Below are 19007 nucleotides of genomic sequence, written 5' to 3' on the forward strand. Positions count from 1 at the left end.
TGGCTATCAGAAATCAACACCGGTCAATAATTACAAAAATAGGATTAATGCCCACAAACTCTCACATATCTGAGAGAGTAATTAGCATTCCGTTATTCCCTTAAATGTTTAGGAAACTCTGATTTTGATTACCTGAAACTGCAATTCAATGCATGATCGTTTACCATGCCGGTGGCCTGCATGTAGGCATAGCAAATGGTGGTACCGAAAAACTTAAAGCCACGCTTTTTCATGTCCTTACTGATGGCATCAGATATTTCAGTACGCACAGGTGTACTGCCGGTTTGATTAACGTAAGGCTGATTGCCCGGCATAAAGCTGTACAAGTATTGATTAAAAGAACCAAACTCCTGCTGCACCTCAATAAATTGGCGGGCATTGGTAATAGCCGACTTTATTTTGAGCCTGTTGCGAATAATGCCGGCATCCTGCATCAGGCGCTCTACATCATCAGGCGTCATCGCAGCTACTTGCTTTACATCAAAATCACAGAACGCCTTACGATAGTTTTCACGACGGCGCAGAATGGTGATCCAGCTCAAACCAGCCTGCGCCGATTCGAGTATTAAGAATTCAAACAAAACACTATCGTCGTGTACCTCTCGGCCCCATTCTTCATCATGATATTTCATGTACAGCGGGTCGGTGCCGCACCAGGTGCAGCGGGTTTGGCTAGTTGATGAAGTGGTCATGAAATAAAAGTATTAATCAGCGTATACGGGTGCTCGTTCCCGCTGTAAGGTGAGAGAAAATTTATTAATCTGTTGATATTGCAGATTTTCAATTACCAATTTCATTATGGGGTAAGTTTGGTTTGCATCAGCCACAATACTTATCCGCAAGTCATGTCCATGTTTCTGCTTAAAAATACTACGTGTTTCTCTGAGCCAATTGGAGAACTCGTTATTTCGCGTGTAATCAATAGGAACACCTTCTGTCACAATGCCATTTGGATATGGCTTGTAGTGGCGAACCGCTGCGCCTAACTGGTGCATTGGAGAGCCAAAGTTGCCTATATTCATAAACTTATGTAATTCCTGATTTGTAAGCCTTACATTATATTGTTGTGCTATATTTTGCAGGGTTTGCCTTTTTACTTCAGCATCTGTAATATCTAAATAAACCTTATTGTTTTTAACATATATCAGCATGCCTGATGGTTCATTTATATCGCACGCACCATCATGATTATGAGATACCGGCGGCTCTACCGTTACTGAATCTTCAGGTCGGAAGCGTGCACAAAACAAAAAAAAGAAAAGCAGTAAAAAAGCCACATCGGCCATAGCTGTCATGTCAATGGATAAGGCACTATGCCGTTGATGTTTTAGCAGCATAACAATAAGTTTCAGGCAATATAAGCATGTTATACTTGTAAAAACAAAAAAGGCAATTCCAAAAGAATTGCCTTTTTCTATTTCTGCTTTCTGCTATCTTACCAAGGGCTCTCGTTTCCTTCAGACTGACGATCGTGACTGAAAAATTTACCGGTCGGGCCGTCTGCACCAATAACGGCATATTGCGCTACAAAAGCAGCGGAATCTTCCACCTTTTGGTGCCCGCTGTGGCCGTTAAAGTCGGTAGCGGTATAGCCAGGGTCAACTGCATTGACACGGATGGGCGTATCGCGCAGTTCAAAAGCTAAAACAACGGTGTATGCATTCAGCGCTGTTTTGGATGTGCCGTAAGCTGCTGTTTTATAGCTATAGTACGGCCATGACGGATCGCTGTGCAAGGTAAGCGAACCCAGGCCCGAAGTTACGTTTACAATAACGCCAGCATCCGATTTCCGGATCAGCGGCAAAAAGGCCTGCGTTACTTCAATCACCCCAAAAAAGTTGGTATCGTACACCTCGCGGATAACCGCTACATCAACCGATTCGGCACTTTGCGGCGAGCTGCCAAGCACACCGGCATTGTTAACCAATACATCCAGTTTGCCGTCTTTTTGACTGATGGCTTGTTGTGCTGCGTTGATGGATGCTTTATCGGTTACGTCAATTTGTATGGCCCCTATTGCTGTTAAACCGTCGGCTTTTAGCTGTTCAACCGCCTGCTGCCCTTTGGCGATGTCGCGGCTGCCGATGTAAACAAAGTATCCTTGTTTGGCTAATATTCTGGCCGTTTCAAAACCAATGCTTTTGTTAGCCCCTGTAATCAATGCTGTTTTCATGTGGATTGAATTAATATACTACAAAGGTAAAGGCAGTAACTCAATTCACACTGCACTCTTATCGGCATCAATGGTACATTTCGCGGATTGTATTACGATAGCTGATCGGCGTATGCTGTGTAAGCCGTTTAAAGAAGCGGTTAAAGTAAGAAGCATCTTCAAAACCCAGTTGAAAAGCAATTTCTTTGATAGAATGCTCAGTATGAAAAAGCAGTCGCTTGGCTTCTACTATCAAGCGTTCATGGATATGTGCAATAGCCGGTTTGCCGCTTTGTTCTTTTACCAGTTCGCTCAAGTGCCCGGCCGAAAGGTTGAGCATGCTGGCATAAGCCGTTACTTCGTGCAATTGCCGGTGCCATTCATCCACTTTAGACAGGAAGCTTTTTAACACTTGCTTTCCGGGCGTTGGGTTAGCAGCTGGGCCAAATTGCTGTTTATACAATCGGCTCAGGTAAATAAGCAGCACCTTCATGTAAGCCAGCAGCATACTTTGCTGCCAGGTGTTTTTAGCTTCGTATTCGGCCAGTAATTTGCCGAGTATATCTTCTATAAATACCTGGTCTTGTTCGTTCAATATCAGTTCATGGCCGCTATCCCGGGCCTGGATTATGGGCAGCTGCTTGAGTGTGCCGCTGTCATCCATAGCCAAAAACTCTTCGGTAAAGGTCAAGGTAAGACCCGTAAACGGGGTGCTTTCTTCTTTTAAATGTACCTGCTGCGGATTGGTAAAGTAAAATGCATTGGGTTTGACGCGGTAAGGTGTCATATCAATCCAGTGCCTGCTGTTCCCTTCCTTCACAAAAACCATAAAATAATAGTTTCTGCGATGGGGCACCAAAAATTCATGTTTCTTGTATTCCATCACACACGTGTTCTGGTTGATATGAAACATCGGGTTTCCAGTGAATTGATCCGGCTCAAATGGATAAGCCGGAATAACCGCATCTACAGGATAGTTCAGCAACTGATCCATTAGCTTATTCGAGTTTGGGGTGATGTATTGATTACAAATTGAGCAACAAGAGCGCTAAAAAGCCTCCAGTTACTGCGCAGCTTCATTCAACTCATCCCAATATTCCACCGCACGGCGGTAATGCGGGATAACAATGGAACCGCCTACCAGGTTGGCAATCATAAACACTTCGTTCATTTCGGCTGAGTTTACGCCTGCTTCATGGCATTTGCCCAGGTGGTACTTGATGCAATCATCGCAACGGAGCACCATACTGGCTACCAGGCCAAGCATTTCTTTGGTTTTTACATCCAGTGCACCATCGGCATAGGTAGTGGTATCCAAAGCAAAAAAACGTTTGATATTGGTATTGGCCGATTCCATAATCCTATCGTTCATTTTGGTACGATAGCCATTGAAATCATCTATAAGTTTTCCCATGAGATATATTAAATTTTTAGAATTAGCAGATTAATGAATTACAGAACAGCGCTTAATAGTTCAACTCTTGCGACGGATCCCAGAATACTTCTTTAAAATTCTGCACCTTGTTACCTATCACAGTTACGCCCTCGGCTGCCAGCAGTTCTTTGCGCCGCTCAATGCCGTCGGTACCGCCGGTGAGCAGGCCCTGGCTGTTCACCACACGTTGATAAGGCACGGGCGGCTTAACGCCATCCAGCATACCCATAGCATGCCCCACCTTGCGCGACCAGTTACCTACGCCCAAAAACCTGGCAATGGCACCATAGGATGTTACCCGCCCGGCAGGCACCTGCCGGGCCACCTCAAACACGTGGTCGTAAAAGTGGGCGTCTTTCATTATTACTCGAACGAAAATTTAAGGTAATTAATGTTCTTATTATCCTGTAAATATTTCTTTTCGTAATACGTTTTGATGCTCAGCACCTCGTCTGCATAAGGCGATTTATACAAGTCTTCGGTCCTGATATGCAGTTTCAAACCCAGCTCTTCAATTTTCTCGGCGGTATAGGCATGTATGCCATCGTTGTCGGTTTTCAGGTTTACAAAGCCGCCTGGCTTAAGCAGCTGCTTGTATTTTTCCAGAAAGCGTGGTGCGGTTAAACGCTTTTTCTCCCGGCTGATCTGTGGTTGCGGATCGGGGAAGGTGATCCAGATCTCATCCACCTCGCCATCGGCAAAGTAATCGAGCAGGCTTTCAATCTGTATGCGCAAAAAGCCCACGTTGGTTACACCATCTTCAATCGCGGTTTTGGCGCCGCGCCAAATGCGGTTGCCCTTGTAATCGATACCTATAAAGTTCTTTTCCGGAAACATGCGTGCCAGGTTTACGGTGTATTCACCTTTACCACAGGCCAGTTCCAGCACTACCGGGTGGTTATTTTTAAAAAATTCAGAAGCCCACTGGCCTTTATAAGGCTGCCCGGCCTCAAGTTGCACTACATTACTAAAAGTTGCTATTTCGGCAAAACGCTTTAACTTGTCTTTTCCCACGTTTAAAAATTAAACCGCAAAAATAGCTTTTCGCCGCATGCTAATTGGCAAGCAGTTATAAAATTCTCTGACCATTAAGCAAACCGTATTCAACGACTGCTGTGCAACTGAAGAATATGTGTAAAAAATTACACAAAAATTCACAATTTTGTAAAACAGGTAAACCTATTACTCTTCATCTACCGTATAAGTTGGGATAAACCGTTAAGTGAAACTGCATATATGAAAAAAATACTCATCATTGATGATGAAGTGAACACCGCACTTCTGCTGTCAAAATTTCTTACCCGCAATGGGTTTGATGTGGCAACAGCGTCAAGCGGTGCCAATGCTACGGAGCAACTGAAGAATAACGAGTTTAACCTGGTACTGTGTGATTACCGCCTGGAAGATACCGACGGGCGCGAAATGCTGAAAAGTATTAAAGCACAGTATCCTAACACCGGTGTAATTATTATTACCGGTTATTCGGATATTAAGATGGCTGTTGAGCTTATTAAAATGGGGGCTTATGATTACATAACCAAGCCGCTGTATCCGGATGAGATTTTGACCACCATTAACAAAGCCATTGAAACGCAAAGCGCTTTACTGGAAGCGGCAGGACAAGAGGAAATTGCGCCGATAGCTGCAGCCCCATCAAAAGCAAGCAGTAAAGATGGCCGCAAGCAAATCCTATCCAACGAATTTGTAGCCGGCACCAGTAAAGCATCCAAAGAGTTGCTGCGCCAGATTGAACTGGTTGCACCAACCACTTATAGCGTTATTATTTTAGGAGAAAGCGGTACAGGTAAAGAATCGGTAGCCAAAAGCATTCACTTAAACAGCCCGCGCCGCGATCAGCCGTTTATTGCGATGGACTGTGGTTCGCTTACCAAAGAATTAGCACAAAGCGAATTTTTTGGTCATGAAAAAGGCTCGTTCACCGGTGCTTTATATACCAAAATAGGTCACTTTGAAATGGCCAATGGCGGTACCTTGTTTTTGGATGAGGTAGGAAACCTGTCATACGACATACAAGCCGCTTTACTGCGTACCGTGCAGGAGCGCAAGGTAAAACGCATAGGCAGCACCAAAGAGATAGATCTTGATGTGCGCATTATTGTGGCTACCAATGAAAACCTGCAAGACGGCATACAAAAAGGCCGTTTCCGCGAAGATTTGTACCACCGTTTCAACGAGTTCAGCATTTATATGCCGCCACTGCGCGAGCGTGGCTACGATATTATTTTGCTGGCTCAGCACTTTTTAAAAATGGCCAACGAGGAGTTGGGCCGCAACGTGAAAGACTTTTCGCAGGAAGCAGTTGATTGCTTTATGGCTTACCGCTGGCAAGGCAATATCCGCGAGCTTAAAAATGTAGTTAGGCGGGCAACCCTGCTTACTGAGGGCGATGTAATACAGATGAAAGCCCTGCCGCTTGAAATGCTGGCTTACAGCAGACCATCAGCCCATGAAACGCAGACGGCCGATGCCCAGGCACCACAGCCGGTTAAAGAAGTAAAGCACGACTTGAAAAATGCAGCCCTCGAAGCCGAATATGAAACGATATTAAAAGTGCTGCGTGAAGTAAACTTTAACAAAACTAAAGCTGCCGAAATATTAAAAATTGACCGTAAAACGTTATACAATAAAATGAAGGCGATTAATTTGAGCAAGTAGTATATATGGAGGGCTCTCAGAAAAACCAGGCAGCCACAGGTGAGCAGGCATTGCGCAGGCTGAAACATGATGTAAAGAACCAGCTTTCCAACATACATCTGGCGGTTGAACAGCTGCGGTATGAATTGCCTGATCCATCTTCCGATACTATTTTTTATATGGATACCATAGCTACAAGCTGTGCTAAAATTAATGATTTGCTAAAAGGGTTAGATCAATAAATAACTATAAAGAACATTATATTTAAAGCGCCGAACTTTTTGGCGCTTTTTTGTTTAATAGGTGTAAGCAGCCATCCATCATGTCTATCTTCAATTATCAGCAGCGTAATAATATTATTCTGGTCATCATCATTGTGCTTGGCTGTTTCCTGGTTTATGCACTGAGCGAAATTTTCAGCGCCATACTGGGAGCCATCGTTTTGTACGTGATCTTCAGGCCCATGTTTTTGTACCTCACCGAAAAGCGGGGGTGGAACAAATCATTTTCGGCGCTGCTTATCATTTTCCTCTCGCTTGTGGTGATTGTAATTCCGTTTTTGCTGCTCAGCTTTATGATGATTGATAAGATCATCAGCATCAAAAACAACACCTCCAACATTAACATGTGGGTGGATAAGATAGATACCTTTACCGGCCGCAACCTGAGCCAGCCGCACTTTGCCGAGGAAACCATGCAAAAGCTGGGCACCTATACTGCCGACCTGTTTCCGTCTTTACTGGGCAGTGCAGCCAACATCATCCTTACGTTGCTGGTGCTCTATTTTATACTATACTTTATGTATGCGCAGCTGCGCGAATTTGAAGCCGGCCTGTTAAAATATGCACCTTTCAGCGAGCAGCATGCTTTAAAGTTTGCTGTGGCGCTGCGTAATGCTACTTACTCCAACGTATTAGGGCAGGGCATTATATCACTTACGCAAGGCGTACTGCTGGCCAATGGCTTTTGGATAGTGGGCATACCCGATGCTATTTTTTGGGGCGTTATAGCAACTTTCATATCCTTTTTACCCGTAGTAGGAGCGCCGACCCTATCCATACCGGCAGGCCTATACCTGATGCTGCTGGGCGATACGTGGGAAGGTATAGGTATTATGATATACGGTTTGTTATTTATCGGCAACCTGGACCATGTACTGCGTTTAGTAATCAATAAGCGTATAGCCAATACGCATCCTATTATATCCATCATCGGTGTATTCATCGGTATACCGCTGTTTGGCATTCTGGGGCTGGTTTTCGGGCCGGTGCTGCTATCATACTTCATATTACTGGTACAGATTTATGAAACCAACCGCAAAGCTGCCGACCGTATTGAACGCATTAGAACCACTACGGATAACAGTTAATTTTTACTGCTTATAAACAAAGCACTACCTTAGCCGTTAAAATAATATCTGAATACAACAACATAAATTTGATCATCATGAAAACCAAGGATTTTTCAAACTTAGTCAAACAAATACCCGGTTTAAAAAGTAATAACTCGATGAGTGACGGTTCAAAAATCGTGTTAGCCTTACTGGCTGGCGTTGCTGCCGGAGCTGCTTTGGGTATTTTGTTTGCTCCTGATAAAGGTACCGATACCCGCGATAAACTGTCAGACTCATTAAATAACCTGGCTGATAGCATCAAAGAAACTGCTGCCAATGAGCTGGATAAGCTATCGGGCTTAAAGCATAAGGTGGTTGACAGCATCAAAACCAAAATTAATGGTGAAGAAGCTGAATACCAGGATGATTTAGAACACGCGTAATTAACAACCAGCCCGGATGAGGACACTTGTCCGGGTAAATACAGTAAAGTTTCAAATGGAAGAGAAAAAAGAAGGAACACAGCAAGAGCAACCACCACAAAGGCCTATTCTGGAAGAGTTGAAAGAATATGCCGAAACACGGTTTACGCTGTCAAAATACAAAGCCATTGAAAAAGGCTCTTCGGTTGCAGCAAGTCTGGTTACCGATGTGATTGTTGCGGTATGCGGTGTACTGTTTTTTTTATTCGCAACCTTTACGCTGGCCCTGGGCTTAGGTTCGGCCATGGGTGCCGCCTGGAAAGGCTTTGGCGTTGTGGCTTTACTATACCTGGTTATTGTTCTGATATTTGTATTTGCCAAGACCAGCATCCGTAAATTTATTGTTAACCTGCTGATCAGCAAAATGTTTAATAAATAGCCATGGACATATCCGTTAAAAACGTATTCGACCTGCAATCAGAAATCATCCGTCTGGAGAAATTGAAGCAAACGCAGGAAATTGAATTAAAAAAACGCTTCAATAGTCCGTCGGCTATATTTGCATCCGTGATGACGGTATTTCCAAAATCGCCTTCGGCTGATGGTGCAAAGGTAAGTCATACCTTGTTTTCACAAGATGTGATCGGCCTGATATCACGTGTGCTGTTACCGTTAACGCTTAACAAAACGCTGTTTAAGCGCTCCAACTTTATCGTAAAAACGCTGGTGGGCATCCTTTCACAAAAAGCATCCAACTACATCAGCGAAGATTCGGTTACTACCGTTTGGGGCCGTGTAAAATCAATTTTTACCAAAAAGCCAGGCACCGCAGTTAAGCAGGCTACCGTTACACCGGCATCGCAAAAGCTACCCTAACCGATAAAAATTAAGCGGCTTAATATCGCTTAATTCAATAAAAACATGCATTAACCGCCTGTTCACACACAGGAACTCAATAAGCCGCTAACTAAGCGGCTATTTTTTTTGCTATTTTTGCCCAACTGAGAGCTATTGTCATGAGCGAAGAAAAATCATTAAACTTTATAGAAGAAATTGTAGAAGAGGACATACGTGCCGGTAAACACAACGGCCGCGTACATACCCGTTTCCCACCCGAGCCTAACGGTTACCTGCATATAGGTCATGCTAAATCTATTTGCCTGAACTTTGGCCTGGCGAAGCGCTACAACGGCAAAACCAACCTGCGTTTTGACGATACCAACCCCGTTACCGAAGATACCGAATATGTTGAAAGTATTAAGGACGATGTATGCTGGCTGGGCTTTGAATGGGCCAACGAGCTGTATGCGTCCGACTATTTTGACATTATATACGGCTTTGCCATGAGCCTGATTAAGCAAGGGCTGGCTTATGTTGATGACAGTACTGCCGAAGAGATAGCCGCTCAAAAAGGTACGCCAACCGAGCCGGGTACAGCCAACCAATACCGCAGCCGCAGCATTGAAGAAAACGTGCAGCTGTTTGAGGAAATGAAAGCCGGTAAATATCCGGACGGCGCTAAAGTGTTACGTGCCAAAGTAGATATGGCATCGCCTAACATGCACATGCGCGATCCGATTATGTACCGCATTAAGCATGCGCATCATCACCGTACCGGCGATAAGTGGTGCATTTACCCCATGTACGATTTTGCGCACGGTCAATCGGACGCGATTGAGGAAATTACGCATTCCATCTGTACGCTGGAGTTTATTCCGCACCGCGCGCTTTACGAGTGGTTTATCGAAAAGCTGGAGATATTCCCGTCACGCCAGTATGAAATGGCTCGTTTGAACCTTACTTATACCGTAATGAGCAAACGCAAACTGCTGCAACTGGTTAACGAAGGCCATGTGGATGGCTGGGACGATCCTCGTATGCCTACCATTAGCGGTTTACGCCGCCGAGGTTATACCTCGGCCTCTATCCGCGAGTTTTGTGACCGTATAGGTGTTGCGAAACGGGAGAACCTGATCGACGTAGGCTTGCTTGAATTCTGTATCCGCGAGGATTTAAATAAAACAGCATGGCGCCGCATGGCCGTTCTGGATCCGGTAAAGCTGGTGATTACCAACTACCCGGAAGGACAGGACGACATTTTGCACGGCGAAAACAACCCCGAGGTGGAAGGTGGCGAAGGCGGCCGCGATATTCCATTTAGCCGCGAGCTGTACATAGAGCGCGAGGACTTTATGGAAGTTCCACCTAAAAAGTTCTTCCGTTTAGGCCCTGGCCTGATGGTTCGTCTTAAACATGCATACATCATTAAATGTGAAGACTTTGTGAAGGACGCCGACGGTAACATTACCGAAATACATTGCTCTTACATTCCGGAATCCAAATCTGGTCAGGATACCAGCGGTATCCATGTAAAGGGCACTATACATTGGGTAAGTGTACCACATGCTAAAACTGCCGAAGTGAGGCTGTATGACCGTTTATTTAAGTCAGAAGATCCATCGGCCGAGGAAGGCGATTTCAAAGACGACCTGAACCCGAACAGCCTGCAGGTAATCAATGCATTTGTAGAGCCGGATTTAGCGACAGCGCTTCCGGGCAAAGGTTACCAGTTTTTACGCAAAGGCTACTTTACGCTGGATAAATACTCAACAGCCGAAAAGCTTGTATTTAACCGCACAGTTACCTTGAAAGATGCCTGGGCCAAAGAGGTAAAGAAAGGATAAGAAAAGCCCTGCAAGCCTTTAAATACAAGCAAAAAGCCTTGCTACATCAGGTAGCAAGGCTTTTTGCTTTAGTAAATCTCCTTACAATAAAAAAGGCGCCTTTATAAAGCGCCTTTTTTATTATAGTTGATGATGATATCAATTAGCCTTTTACACGCTCCATGTAAGCACCGGTAGCTGTGTCTACCTTTACTTTATCACCTTGGTTGATGAATAAAGGCACACGGATTTCGGCGCCGGTTTCAACAGTAGCAGCTTTTAATGCGTTGGTTGAAGTATCACCTTTAACGGCTGGTTCTGAGTAAGTAATTTCCAGCTCAACAGATGCCGGGGCCTGTGCCATAATCGGCTCATCGCTTTCAAAAGCGATAATAACGTTCACGCCTTCTTTCAGGAACTTAACTGCATTACCAAATAAGAATTTAGGAATGTTAAATTGCTCATAAGTGGTGTTGTCCATTACTACCAGGTCATTACCATCTTCATAAAGATATTGGTAATCGTTGGTTTCTACACGTGCAATGCTTACCTCTTCATCTGTACGGAAACGGTACTCAACCAGTTTACCGGTTTTTACGTTACGCATACGGGCCTGATAAAAAGCACGTAAGTTGCCTGGGGTACGGTGTATAAATTCTTCTACCTGCACTAACTCGCCGTTAAAGCGAAGTATATTCCCATTTTTTATTTCTGATGCTTTAGCCATAACAAATTTTTCGTGGCGCAAACTTACCCACTTATCCGCAAACAATCAAGCAGTTATTGTGCAGGCGGCATAAAACAGCGCAACAATAGAATAGGGCGCCCGGCTGTTTATTGTTTGTAATCTGTTATTTGCAATTGCTGCTGGCAAAAGCTGTACTCATGCTCCTGGTTAGAGCATACAATAGTGAGGCGCTGCTGCGCATATTGCTGTACCAGGCTAAGATACCATTCCACTCCTTGCGTATCCAGATTGGAAGTAGGCTCATCCAGCATCAGCACCGCCGTGGCAGAAGTAAACGCCAAAGCCAGCTTAACCCGCTGTTTCATACCGGATGAAAAGTATTTAACCAGCTTATTGCGGTGGACCTGCATATTCAACAGATCAATAAGCTGCTTCTTGTCCAGGCCGGGCAGGTAGTTCTTAAATTTGAAGTGGAAATCAATCACTTCATTGAGCGTAAAATCTTCAATGAGTTCCAGGTAGGGGGCAGCCAGGCTGATGTGCCTGTAAACGACATCCGCATCCAGCGGCTGATGGTTATAGGTAAAGCTTACCGTGCCGCTTGAGGGCGATAAACTACCGTTTAATAACTGCAATATGGTTGATTTGCCCGAACCATTAGGCCCCAGCACAGCATAGCTGTTGCCCGATGTAAACGTATAGCTCACATCGCGAAATATCCAGTCGCGGTTAAAACGGCGGCCAGCATTCTGGAGGATGATGGAGAATTCGTTCATTGATTCAGGAGCTCATCAGTTCATTAGTATATGGTTATTAAATGTTTATGCTAACAGTTAACCGATAAACTAATGAACCCATGAACTTATTCGATATTAAGCGTTACCGAAACCTTTCATAATACCGCGTTGCGAGCTTTGAATAAAGTTCAGAATCTCATCGCGTTCTTCGGTTGGTTTAAAATCAGCTTCGATAATGGCCATGGCCTTGCTCACATTGCTGTTCTTAACAAAAAGGGTACGGTAAATATCTTGTATCTCGTTAATCTTGTCGTCACTGAAACCACGGCGGCGCAAACCGACCGAGTTGATACCCGCATATGACAGCGGCTCGCGGGCTGCTTTGATATAAGGCGGCACATCCTTACGAACCAGTGAACCACCTGTAACAAAAGCATGTGAACCTACATTGCAAAACTGGTGAATGGCCACCATACCGGCTAATACAACGTAGTCGCCAATGGTTACGTGCCCTGCAATGGTCGTGTTGTTCGAAAAAATACAGTTGTCGCCAATTATGCAATCATGTGCCACGTGGCAGTAAGCCATAAGCAGGCAGTTGCTGCCCACTTCGGTTTTCCAATGATCTTTGGTACCACGGTTAATAGTTACGCACTCGCGGATGGTGGTATTATCGCCAATACAAACCTGGGTATTTTCGCCCCTGAACTTTAGGTCCTGCGGGATGGCAGAAATTACCGCGCCCGGAAATATACGGCAGTTTTTACCAATGCGTGCACCATCCATAATGGTTACGTTTGATCCGATCCAGGTGCCTTCGCCAATTTCCACATCTTTATGGATGGTTACAAAAGGCTCAATTACCACATTATCGGCTATTTTAGCCTGAGGGTGTATATATGCTAATGGCTGGATCATTTCTTATTTATACTTTACAATTTGCGCCATTAGTTCGGCTTCTACAACAACTTTTTCACCAACCATGCCAATACCTTTCATCTGCGCAATGCCGCGGCGTATCGGTGCAACCAGGTCGCATCTGAATATTAACGTATCGCCGGGCAATACCTTATCTTTAAAGCGTGCATTTTCTATTTTCAGGAACAGCGTTAGCCAGTTTTCAGGATCGGGCACAGTATTAAGCACCAGGATACCGCCGGTTTGTGCCATCGCCTCAATTTGCAATACGCCCGGCATTACCGGTGCACCAGGGAAGTGGCCTACAAAAAACGGCTCATTCATGGTAACACCTTTTACACCAACCACGTGCGTTTTGGTCAGCTCCAGAATTTTATCTACCAGCAGCATCGGCGGGCGGTGCGGCAGGATGTTCATAATTTGAACAGTATCGTAAACCGGCTTGGCATTGGGGTTATAAACCTTGATATGCTTGCGGCTGCGCTCTTTTTTAATTAAAGCTTTGATTTTTTTGGCAAAAGCAACGTTAGCTGCATGACCTGGGCGGGCCGCCATAATGTGGCCGCGTAACGGAACACCTACCAGTGCTAAATCGCCAATCATATCCAGCAGCTTGTGGCGTGCCGGCTCGTTTTGATGGCGAAGTTCAATATTATTCAGAATGCCTTGTGGCGCTACATCAATGTCTTTACGGTTAAACAGCGTTGCCAGGTGGGCCAGCTCTTCTTTATCTACCAGCTTATCTACCACCACGATGGCATTATTGATATCACCGCCTTTAATCAGGTTATGCTTAAGCAGCATTTCCAGCTCATGCAAAAAGCAAAAAGTGCGGCTGCTGGCCACTTCTTTCTTAAACTCGTTGATAGAGGATATAGTAGCGTGCTGCGTACCCAATACCGGCGAGTTATAATCAACCATGCAGGTAAAACGGTAATCATCATCCAAAGGCATAGCCACCATCTCCACTTTACGGTCGGGTTCGGTATAGTGAATATTGTAAGGAATGTGATAGTACTCGCGATCAGCTTCCTGTTCTTCGGTACCGGCTTCCAGTAAAGCTTCAACAAACGGCATGGAGCTACCATCCATAATCGGTGTTTCGGGGCCATCCAAATCAATCAGCACATTATCTACTTCCAGGCCTACCAAGGCTGCCAGTACGTGCTCAACCGTACTTACGCTGGCACCGTTCTGGGTAATGGTAGTACCCCTTGAGGTATCGGTTACGTTGTCCACATCGGCATCAATAACCGGAGCACCCTCTATATCAACACGTCTGAATTTAAACCCGTGGTTTTCAGGCGCGGGGTTAAACGTCATGGTTACTCGCTCACCTGTGTGCAGGCCTGTACCCGATACGGCAACCGGCACTTTAATCGTTCTTTGCTTTACGTTCATCTTAGTTTATCAACTGCATTGGTTTAGCTTACATGCTGCTTATCACGCAGTTCAGCAATGGTTTTTTCTAATTCTTCTATTCGTTTTTTCAACGCAGGTAAATGTGTAAACACTACATACGAGCGCAAAAACTGATGGTACGGCTGTATGGGTGATCCCCACCATTTTTTACCTTCTTCGGTTATGGTATGGTTAACACCCGATTGCGCCTGCACCTGCGTACCTTTAGCCAAACTAATATGGCCTACAATACCTACCTGCCCGCCTATTGTGGCCTGCTCACCCACTTTGGTACTACCCGAAATGCCGGTTTGTGCTGCAATTACCGTATTAGCGCCAATTTCAACATTATGGGCTATCTGTATCAAATTATCCAGTTTAGCACCTTTACGTACAATGGTTGATCCCATGGTAGCACGGTCTATCGTGGTGTTTGAACCTACTTCTACATCATCTTCCAATATCACATTGCCAATCTGGGCTATTTTATTGTAAGAGCCATCAGCATTTGGCGCAAAGCCAAAACCATCGCTACCCACAACAGCGCCTGAATGTACAGTTACGTTATTGCCCAGCACACAGTCAAAGTACACTTTTACCCCGGCAAATAAAGTTACATTATCACCCAGGGTTACATTATCGCCTATATACGTGTTGGGATATATTTTACAATTGCTGCCCATTTTAACACCGGCACCAATGTAAGCAAAAGCGCCGACGTAAGCATTAGCGCCTACATGCGCAGTTTCGTGTATAAAGCAAGGCTGCTCAATGCCCGATTTATTGAGCTTGAGCGTATTGTATTTTTCTAACAACACAGAAAATGCGCTATAGGCATTCTCCACCCTGATTAATGTAGGCTTGACAGCCTCGTTTAACACCAGGCTGTTATTTACAATTACCACTGATGCCTGTGTGTTATACAGGTGTTGTTCGTACTTAGGATTAGCCAAAAAAGATAATGCACCATCGGTAGCCTCCTCTATTTTGGCCAGCCTACTGATAGCTACCTGCGGGTCGCCCTCTATCGTTCCGTTAAGCATTAAGCTTATTTCCTGCGCAGTAAATTGCATCCGGCAAATTTAAAGGTTAAAAATTAAGCAGCAAATTATTAATATCCATGCTCACTGGTTTTAAATCAGGTCTTTAGTATAGCAAAATATATATTTTTCTACGGTTTTAGCCAAAGCCTCCAGGTTAGAGTTATCGCTGGCCGTAGTGATATCGCTTATACTACCGTCTTTCATGAGTATTTTGATATTTGCATCGTTCACTTTATATGCATTATTGCTGATGGTATCCGTGAATACGAAGTAAGATGCATCTTCGATACTGACGTTGTATTTTTTAGCTGCTTTTTTTGTGAGCTCTTCAACCCGTGCAGCATCAGGCGGCGTGTTGGTAATATCTACATGGTATAAGCGCCGTTGTATAAAATTCTGGCAAAGCTGCGCCAATACCTTATCCGGGTAACCAATCCAAACTTTTACAGAGGCCATAATATCGGTATCATCCAAACAGGTAAATGTTTCGATGTGATGGTCCTCATTAATAAACTGCTCTTTAGTAATGGTTCTGGACAGGAAATGGCTCAGTGCCGGGGTAGAAAAAAGCTGATGCCCTTCCAAAGCCAGCTTACGGGCACGGTTCAGTATTTTACCTAACAGTTGTTCGCCGGCAGTTACCGTTTTGTGCAGGTACACCTGCCAGTACATCAGGCGGCGTGCTACTAAAAACTTTTCGATGGAATAAATACCCTTTTCTTCTACCACAATGGCATCATCTTTTACATTGAGCATTTTGATAATGCGCTCTGAACTGATCACACCTTCGGATACGCCGGTGTAAAAACTGTCACGGTTCAGGTAATCGAGCCTGTCCATATCCAGTTGGCTGGATACCAGCTGATGCAGGAACTTTTTAGGGTAAGTGTCATTAAATATTTCGATGGCTGTATCTAAAAAGCCGCCGAAACGCTCATTTAGCTTGTTCATGAGCAGGGTGGAAATGTCCTCATGGTCAATGCCCTGCACAATATGCTTTTCAAGCGCGTGCGAGAACGGCCCGTGGCCAATATCGTGCAGCAAAATGGCTACCATTACGGCCTCTTGCTCATCCGTCGTAATATCATGTCCCTTATCGCACAGCGTTTGCATAGCCAGGCTCATGAGGTGCATAGCCCCTAAAGCATGGTGAAAACGGGTATGCAGCGCCCCCGGATATACCAAATGCGTCATGCCCAACTGCTTAATATAACGCAGCCGCTGAAAGTAAGGATGCTCCATCAGATCAAAAACCAGATCTGTGGGTATGGTTATAAATCCGTAAACCGGATCATTAATTATCTTCTTCTTGTTCAAGCGTTCAGTAAAACTTTACAAATGTGTTAAATTAACGTAAGGTGCGAAGCATATTTTTGTTAATATTTGTTAATATTCTTTCAACTAACAACAAAACACCCGTATAAAAGTTATATCGGGATAAACTAAGATATATATGCAGGAAACCACGATACTTTGGGCCGATGACGAAATCGACTTACTAAAGCCACATATTCTGTTTTTGAACGAAAAGGGTTATAAAGTTAAAACGGTAACCAACGGCACTGATGCCGTTGACGCTTTTAAAAGCGACTATTATGACCTGGTTTTTCTGGACGAGAATATGCCCGGCTTAACCGGACTGGAAACCCTGTCTGAAATTAAAAGTATCAATAACGACGTTCCTATTGTACTGATCACCAAAAACGAGGAAGAGCCGATGATGGAAGACGCCATCGGATCGCGCATTGATGATTACCTGATAAAACCGGTAAACCCGAAACAGATACTGCTTACCATTAAAAAGCTGACGGAAAACAAACGCTTGGTAACCGAAAAAACCACCATGGCCTACCAGCAGGATTTCCGCAGCCTGGGCATGACCCTGAACGATAACCTGAGCTACCAGGAGTGGGTTGACGTTTATAAAAAACTGATTTACTGGGAACTGGAACTGGAGCGACTGGAAGATGCCGGCATGCACGAAATTTTAACGCTGCAAAAGGCCGAAGCCAACGTACAGTTCTGCAAGTTTATTGAAAAAAACTATATTGACTGGCTTAAAAACCCGGACACAGCCCCACTGCTTTCGCATCAATTATTTAAAAAGAAGGTATTCCCTAAACTGGATACTACACCGGTTTTCTTTATCCTGATCGATAACCTGCGCTATGATCAGTTCCGCATTATTAACCCCATCATTTCCGAATACTTCAGGTTAGAGGAGGAGGATACTTATTATAGTATTTTACCTACAGCCACGCAGTATGCCCGTAACGCCATTTTTGCCGGCCTGATGCCACTGGATATGGAAAAACGCTTTCCGGGTATGTGGCAAAACGATGAGGACGAGGGTGGCAAAAACCTGCACGAAGAAGCCTTTTTAGGCGATAACATCAAACGTATGCTTCGCCGCGACTGCAAGTTCTCTTACCATAAAATTTTGAACATTGACGAGGGCCGTTCACTCAACGAGTCGGTAAACAACCTCATGAACAATGAGCTGAATGTGGTGGTTTACAACTTTGTGGACATGCTGTCGCACGCACGTACCGATATGCAGATGATACGTGAACTGGCCAGTGATGATGCAGCTTACCGCTCGCTTACTTTATCGTGGTTTGAACACTCGCCGCTGCTGGATCTGTTAAAATTCCTGTCGCAAAAGCAAGTGAAGGTGATCATTACTACCGACCACGGTACCATCCGGGTAAAAAATCCGAGCAAAATTATTGGCGACCGTAATACCAATACCAACCTGCGTTACAAACAGGGCAAAAACCTTAATTTTAACGCTAAAGAGGTATTCCACATCCGTAATCCGCATGATGCCATGCTACCCAAGCTGCACGTAAGTTCCAGCTTTGCATTCGCTAAAGAGGATAGCTACTTTGTGTACCCCAACAACTACAACCACTTTGTAAACTTCTATAATGAAACCTTCCAGCACGGGGGTATATCGTTAGAAGAGATGATTATACCGGTGGTTACGTATGGCGTAAAATAAAAGCTATTTTACATCTTTGCTTTTATTAAGATGATAAGCAACCCGCCATTGCATGGAAAACATTCTGTGCAGTGGCGGTTTTACAATTTGAGGCCATCAGCATCATGAATCCACAACTTGCACAAACCGTTAATTTGCCGGTTGAACTATCCGACACCGCACAGAACTTGCTTGATTTTGCAGGCGATCAGAAAATATTTTTGTTTTATGGCGAAATGGGCGCGGGTAAAACCACTTTTATAAAAGCGCTATGTGAGCGCCTGGGCGTGCAGGATGAGGTAAGCAGCCCAACATTTGCTATTGTAAATGAGTATGCCGGTAAGGATAACAATATTTATCATTTTGATTTTTACCGGTTAAAAAATCAGGAAGAAGCGCTGGATATGGGCTATGAGGAATACTTTTATTCCGGCCACTATTGCTTTATTGAATGGCCCGAAAAAACTCCGGATTTATTGCCTCAGCATTATACCAAGGTAAGCATACAAGTACACAATGCCTCGAGCAGGCGCTTTGTGTTCGAAAACATTTAAAGGCATATATATTTTATATTTGT

General features: G+C 44.4%; 22 protein-coding genes. 9 read left to right on the plus strand and 13 right to left on the minus strand.

The annotated features are described in order from the left end of the window. Positions 1 to 128 precede the first annotated feature (128 nt). The 7 genes from KHS38_RS13530 to trmB all read right to left on the minus strand — a co-directional run bounded on the left by KHS38_RS13530 (position 129) and on the right by trmB (position 4601). The gene (locus KHS38_RS13530) at positions 129 to 692 is read right to left on the minus strand and encodes a DNA-3-methyladenine glycosylase I (RefSeq protein ID WP_213489125.1); all 564 of its coding nucleotides are present in this window, start codon (positions 690 to 692) and stop codon (positions 129 to 131) included. 12 nt (positions 693 to 704) lie between these two features. After that, positions 705 to 1337: a biopolymer transporter ExbD gene (locus KHS38_RS13535; protein ID WP_283770013.1), complete on the minus strand. Its 633-nt coding sequence runs from the start codon at positions 1335 to 1337 to the stop codon at positions 705 to 707. Between the two features lie 98 nt (positions 1338 to 1435). Continuing rightward, complete coding sequence (locus KHS38_RS13540) at positions 1436 to 2188, minus strand: SDR family oxidoreductase (RefSeq protein WP_502887936.1); 753 nt, start codon at positions 2186 to 2188, stop codon at positions 1436 to 1438. Positions 2189 to 2240: 52 nt separating this feature from the next. After that, the gene (locus KHS38_RS13545) at positions 2241 to 3146 is read right to left on the minus strand and encodes a helix-turn-helix transcriptional regulator (protein WP_213489130.1); all 906 of its coding nucleotides are present in this window, start codon (positions 3144 to 3146) and stop codon (positions 2241 to 2243) included. A 69-nt stretch (positions 3147 to 3215) separates the two neighbouring features. Then, entirely contained in the window at positions 3216 to 3566 is a 351-nt protein-coding gene (locus tag KHS38_RS13550) for a carboxymuconolactone decarboxylase family protein (RefSeq protein ID WP_213489131.1), read from the minus strand. 52 nt (positions 3567 to 3618) lie between these two features. Further along, entirely contained in the window at positions 3619 to 3948 is a 330-nt protein-coding gene (locus KHS38_RS13555) for an MGMT family protein (RefSeq protein WP_213489133.1), read from the minus strand. A gap of 2 nt (positions 3949 to 3950) precedes the next feature. Beyond that, positions 3951 to 4601 carry a tRNA (guanosine(46)-N7)-methyltransferase TrmB gene (gene trmB / locus KHS38_RS13560; RefSeq protein ID WP_213489134.1) on the minus strand — a complete coding sequence of 217 codons (651 nt, stop codon included), beginning with the start codon at positions 4599 to 4601 and terminating at the stop codon, positions 3951 to 3953. Between the two features lie 222 nt (positions 4602 to 4823). Here trmB and KHS38_RS13565 point away from each other — a divergent pair, with 222 nt between their 5' ends. The 7 genes from KHS38_RS13565 to KHS38_RS13595 all read left to right on the plus strand — a co-directional run bounded on the left by KHS38_RS13565 (position 4824) and on the right by KHS38_RS13595 (position 10681). Continuing rightward, complete coding sequence (locus KHS38_RS13565; RefSeq protein WP_213489135.1) at positions 4824 to 6263, plus strand: sigma-54-dependent transcriptional regulator; 1440 nt, start codon at positions 4824 to 4826, stop codon at positions 6261 to 6263. 5 nt (positions 6264 to 6268) lie between these two features. Beyond that, positions 6269 to 6484, plus strand: a complete 216-nt coding sequence (locus tag KHS38_RS13570) for a hypothetical protein (RefSeq protein WP_213489136.1) — start codon at positions 6269 to 6271, stop codon at positions 6482 to 6484. Positions 6485 to 6564: 80 nt separating this feature from the next. Continuing rightward, positions 6565 to 7611, plus strand: coding sequence for an AI-2E family transporter (locus tag KHS38_RS13575; RefSeq protein WP_213489137.1), 1047 nt, complete (start codon positions 6565 to 6567; stop codon positions 7609 to 7611). A gap of 140 nt (positions 7612 to 7751) precedes the next feature. Further along, positions 7752 to 8018, plus strand: a complete 267-nt coding sequence (locus KHS38_RS13580; protein ID WP_213489842.1) for a YtxH domain-containing protein — start codon at positions 7752 to 7754, stop codon at positions 8016 to 8018. Between the two features lie 16 nt (positions 8019 to 8034). Beyond that, entirely contained in the window at positions 8035 to 8436 is a 402-nt protein-coding gene (locus KHS38_RS13585) for a phage holin family protein (protein ID WP_213489138.1), read from the plus strand. A gap of 2 nt (positions 8437 to 8438) precedes the next feature. Beyond that, positions 8439 to 8873, plus strand: coding sequence for a hypothetical protein (locus KHS38_RS13590; protein ID WP_213489140.1), 435 nt, complete (start codon positions 8439 to 8441; stop codon positions 8871 to 8873). Between the two features lie 140 nt (positions 8874 to 9013). Further along, the gene (locus KHS38_RS13595) at positions 9014 to 10681 is read left to right on the plus strand and encodes a glutamine--tRNA ligase/YqeY domain fusion protein (RefSeq protein WP_213489142.1); all 1668 of its coding nucleotides are present in this window, start codon (positions 9014 to 9016) and stop codon (positions 10679 to 10681) included. Positions 10682 to 10823: 142 nt separating this feature from the next. Here the strand turns inward: KHS38_RS13595 and efp are convergent, their stop codons facing one another. From efp to KHS38_RS13625, 6 genes are all read right to left on the minus strand, one after another. Beyond that, positions 10824 to 11387 carry an elongation factor P gene (gene efp / locus KHS38_RS13600; protein WP_213489143.1) on the minus strand — a complete coding sequence of 188 codons (564 nt, stop codon included), beginning with the start codon at positions 11385 to 11387 and terminating at the stop codon, positions 10824 to 10826. 107 nt (positions 11388 to 11494) lie between these two features. After that, positions 11495 to 12124: an ABC transporter ATP-binding protein gene (locus KHS38_RS13605; protein WP_213489144.1), complete on the minus strand. Its 630-nt coding sequence runs from the start codon at positions 12122 to 12124 to the stop codon at positions 11495 to 11497. A 96-nt stretch (positions 12125 to 12220) separates the two neighbouring features. Then, a complete protein-coding gene (lpxA, locus tag KHS38_RS13610; protein WP_213489145.1) occupies positions 12221 to 13003 on the minus strand; it encodes an acyl-ACP--UDP-N-acetylglucosamine O-acyltransferase in 783 nt (260 codons plus the stop codon). Between the two features lie 3 nt (positions 13004 to 13006). Beyond that, positions 13007 to 14404: a bifunctional UDP-3-O-[3-hydroxymyristoyl] N-acetylglucosamine deacetylase/3-hydroxyacyl-ACP dehydratase gene (locus KHS38_RS13615; protein WP_213489146.1), complete on the minus strand. Its 1398-nt coding sequence runs from the start codon at positions 14402 to 14404 to the stop codon at positions 13007 to 13009. 23 nt (positions 14405 to 14427) lie between these two features. Next, a complete protein-coding gene (gene lpxD, locus KHS38_RS13620) occupies positions 14428 to 15477 on the minus strand; it encodes a UDP-3-O-(3-hydroxymyristoyl)glucosamine N-acyltransferase (RefSeq protein WP_213489148.1) in 1050 nt (349 codons plus the stop codon). Positions 15478 to 15537: 60 nt separating this feature from the next. Further along, on the minus strand, positions 15538 to 16764 hold the full coding sequence (locus tag KHS38_RS13625) for an HD domain-containing protein (protein WP_213489150.1): 1227 nt from the start codon (positions 16762 to 16764) through the stop codon (positions 15538 to 15540). A 136-nt stretch (positions 16765 to 16900) separates the two neighbouring features. Here KHS38_RS13625 and porX point away from each other — a divergent pair, with 136 nt between their 5' ends. Further along, positions 16901 to 18451, plus strand: coding sequence for a T9SS response regulator signal transducer PorX (gene porX, locus KHS38_RS13630; RefSeq protein ID WP_213489152.1), 1551 nt, complete (start codon positions 16901 to 16903; stop codon positions 18449 to 18451). A 104-nt stretch (positions 18452 to 18555) separates the two neighbouring features. Beyond that, the gene (tsaE, locus tag KHS38_RS13635; RefSeq protein WP_213489154.1) at positions 18556 to 18984 is read left to right on the plus strand and encodes a tRNA (adenosine(37)-N6)-threonylcarbamoyltransferase complex ATPase subunit type 1 TsaE; all 429 of its coding nucleotides are present in this window, start codon (positions 18556 to 18558) and stop codon (positions 18982 to 18984) included. Positions 18985 to 19007: the final 23 nt, after the last annotated feature.

It is taken from the genome of Mucilaginibacter sp. Bleaf8 (assembly GCF_018390515.1).
GTDB lineage: Bacteria > Bacteroidota > Bacteroidia > Sphingobacteriales > Sphingobacteriaceae > Mucilaginibacter.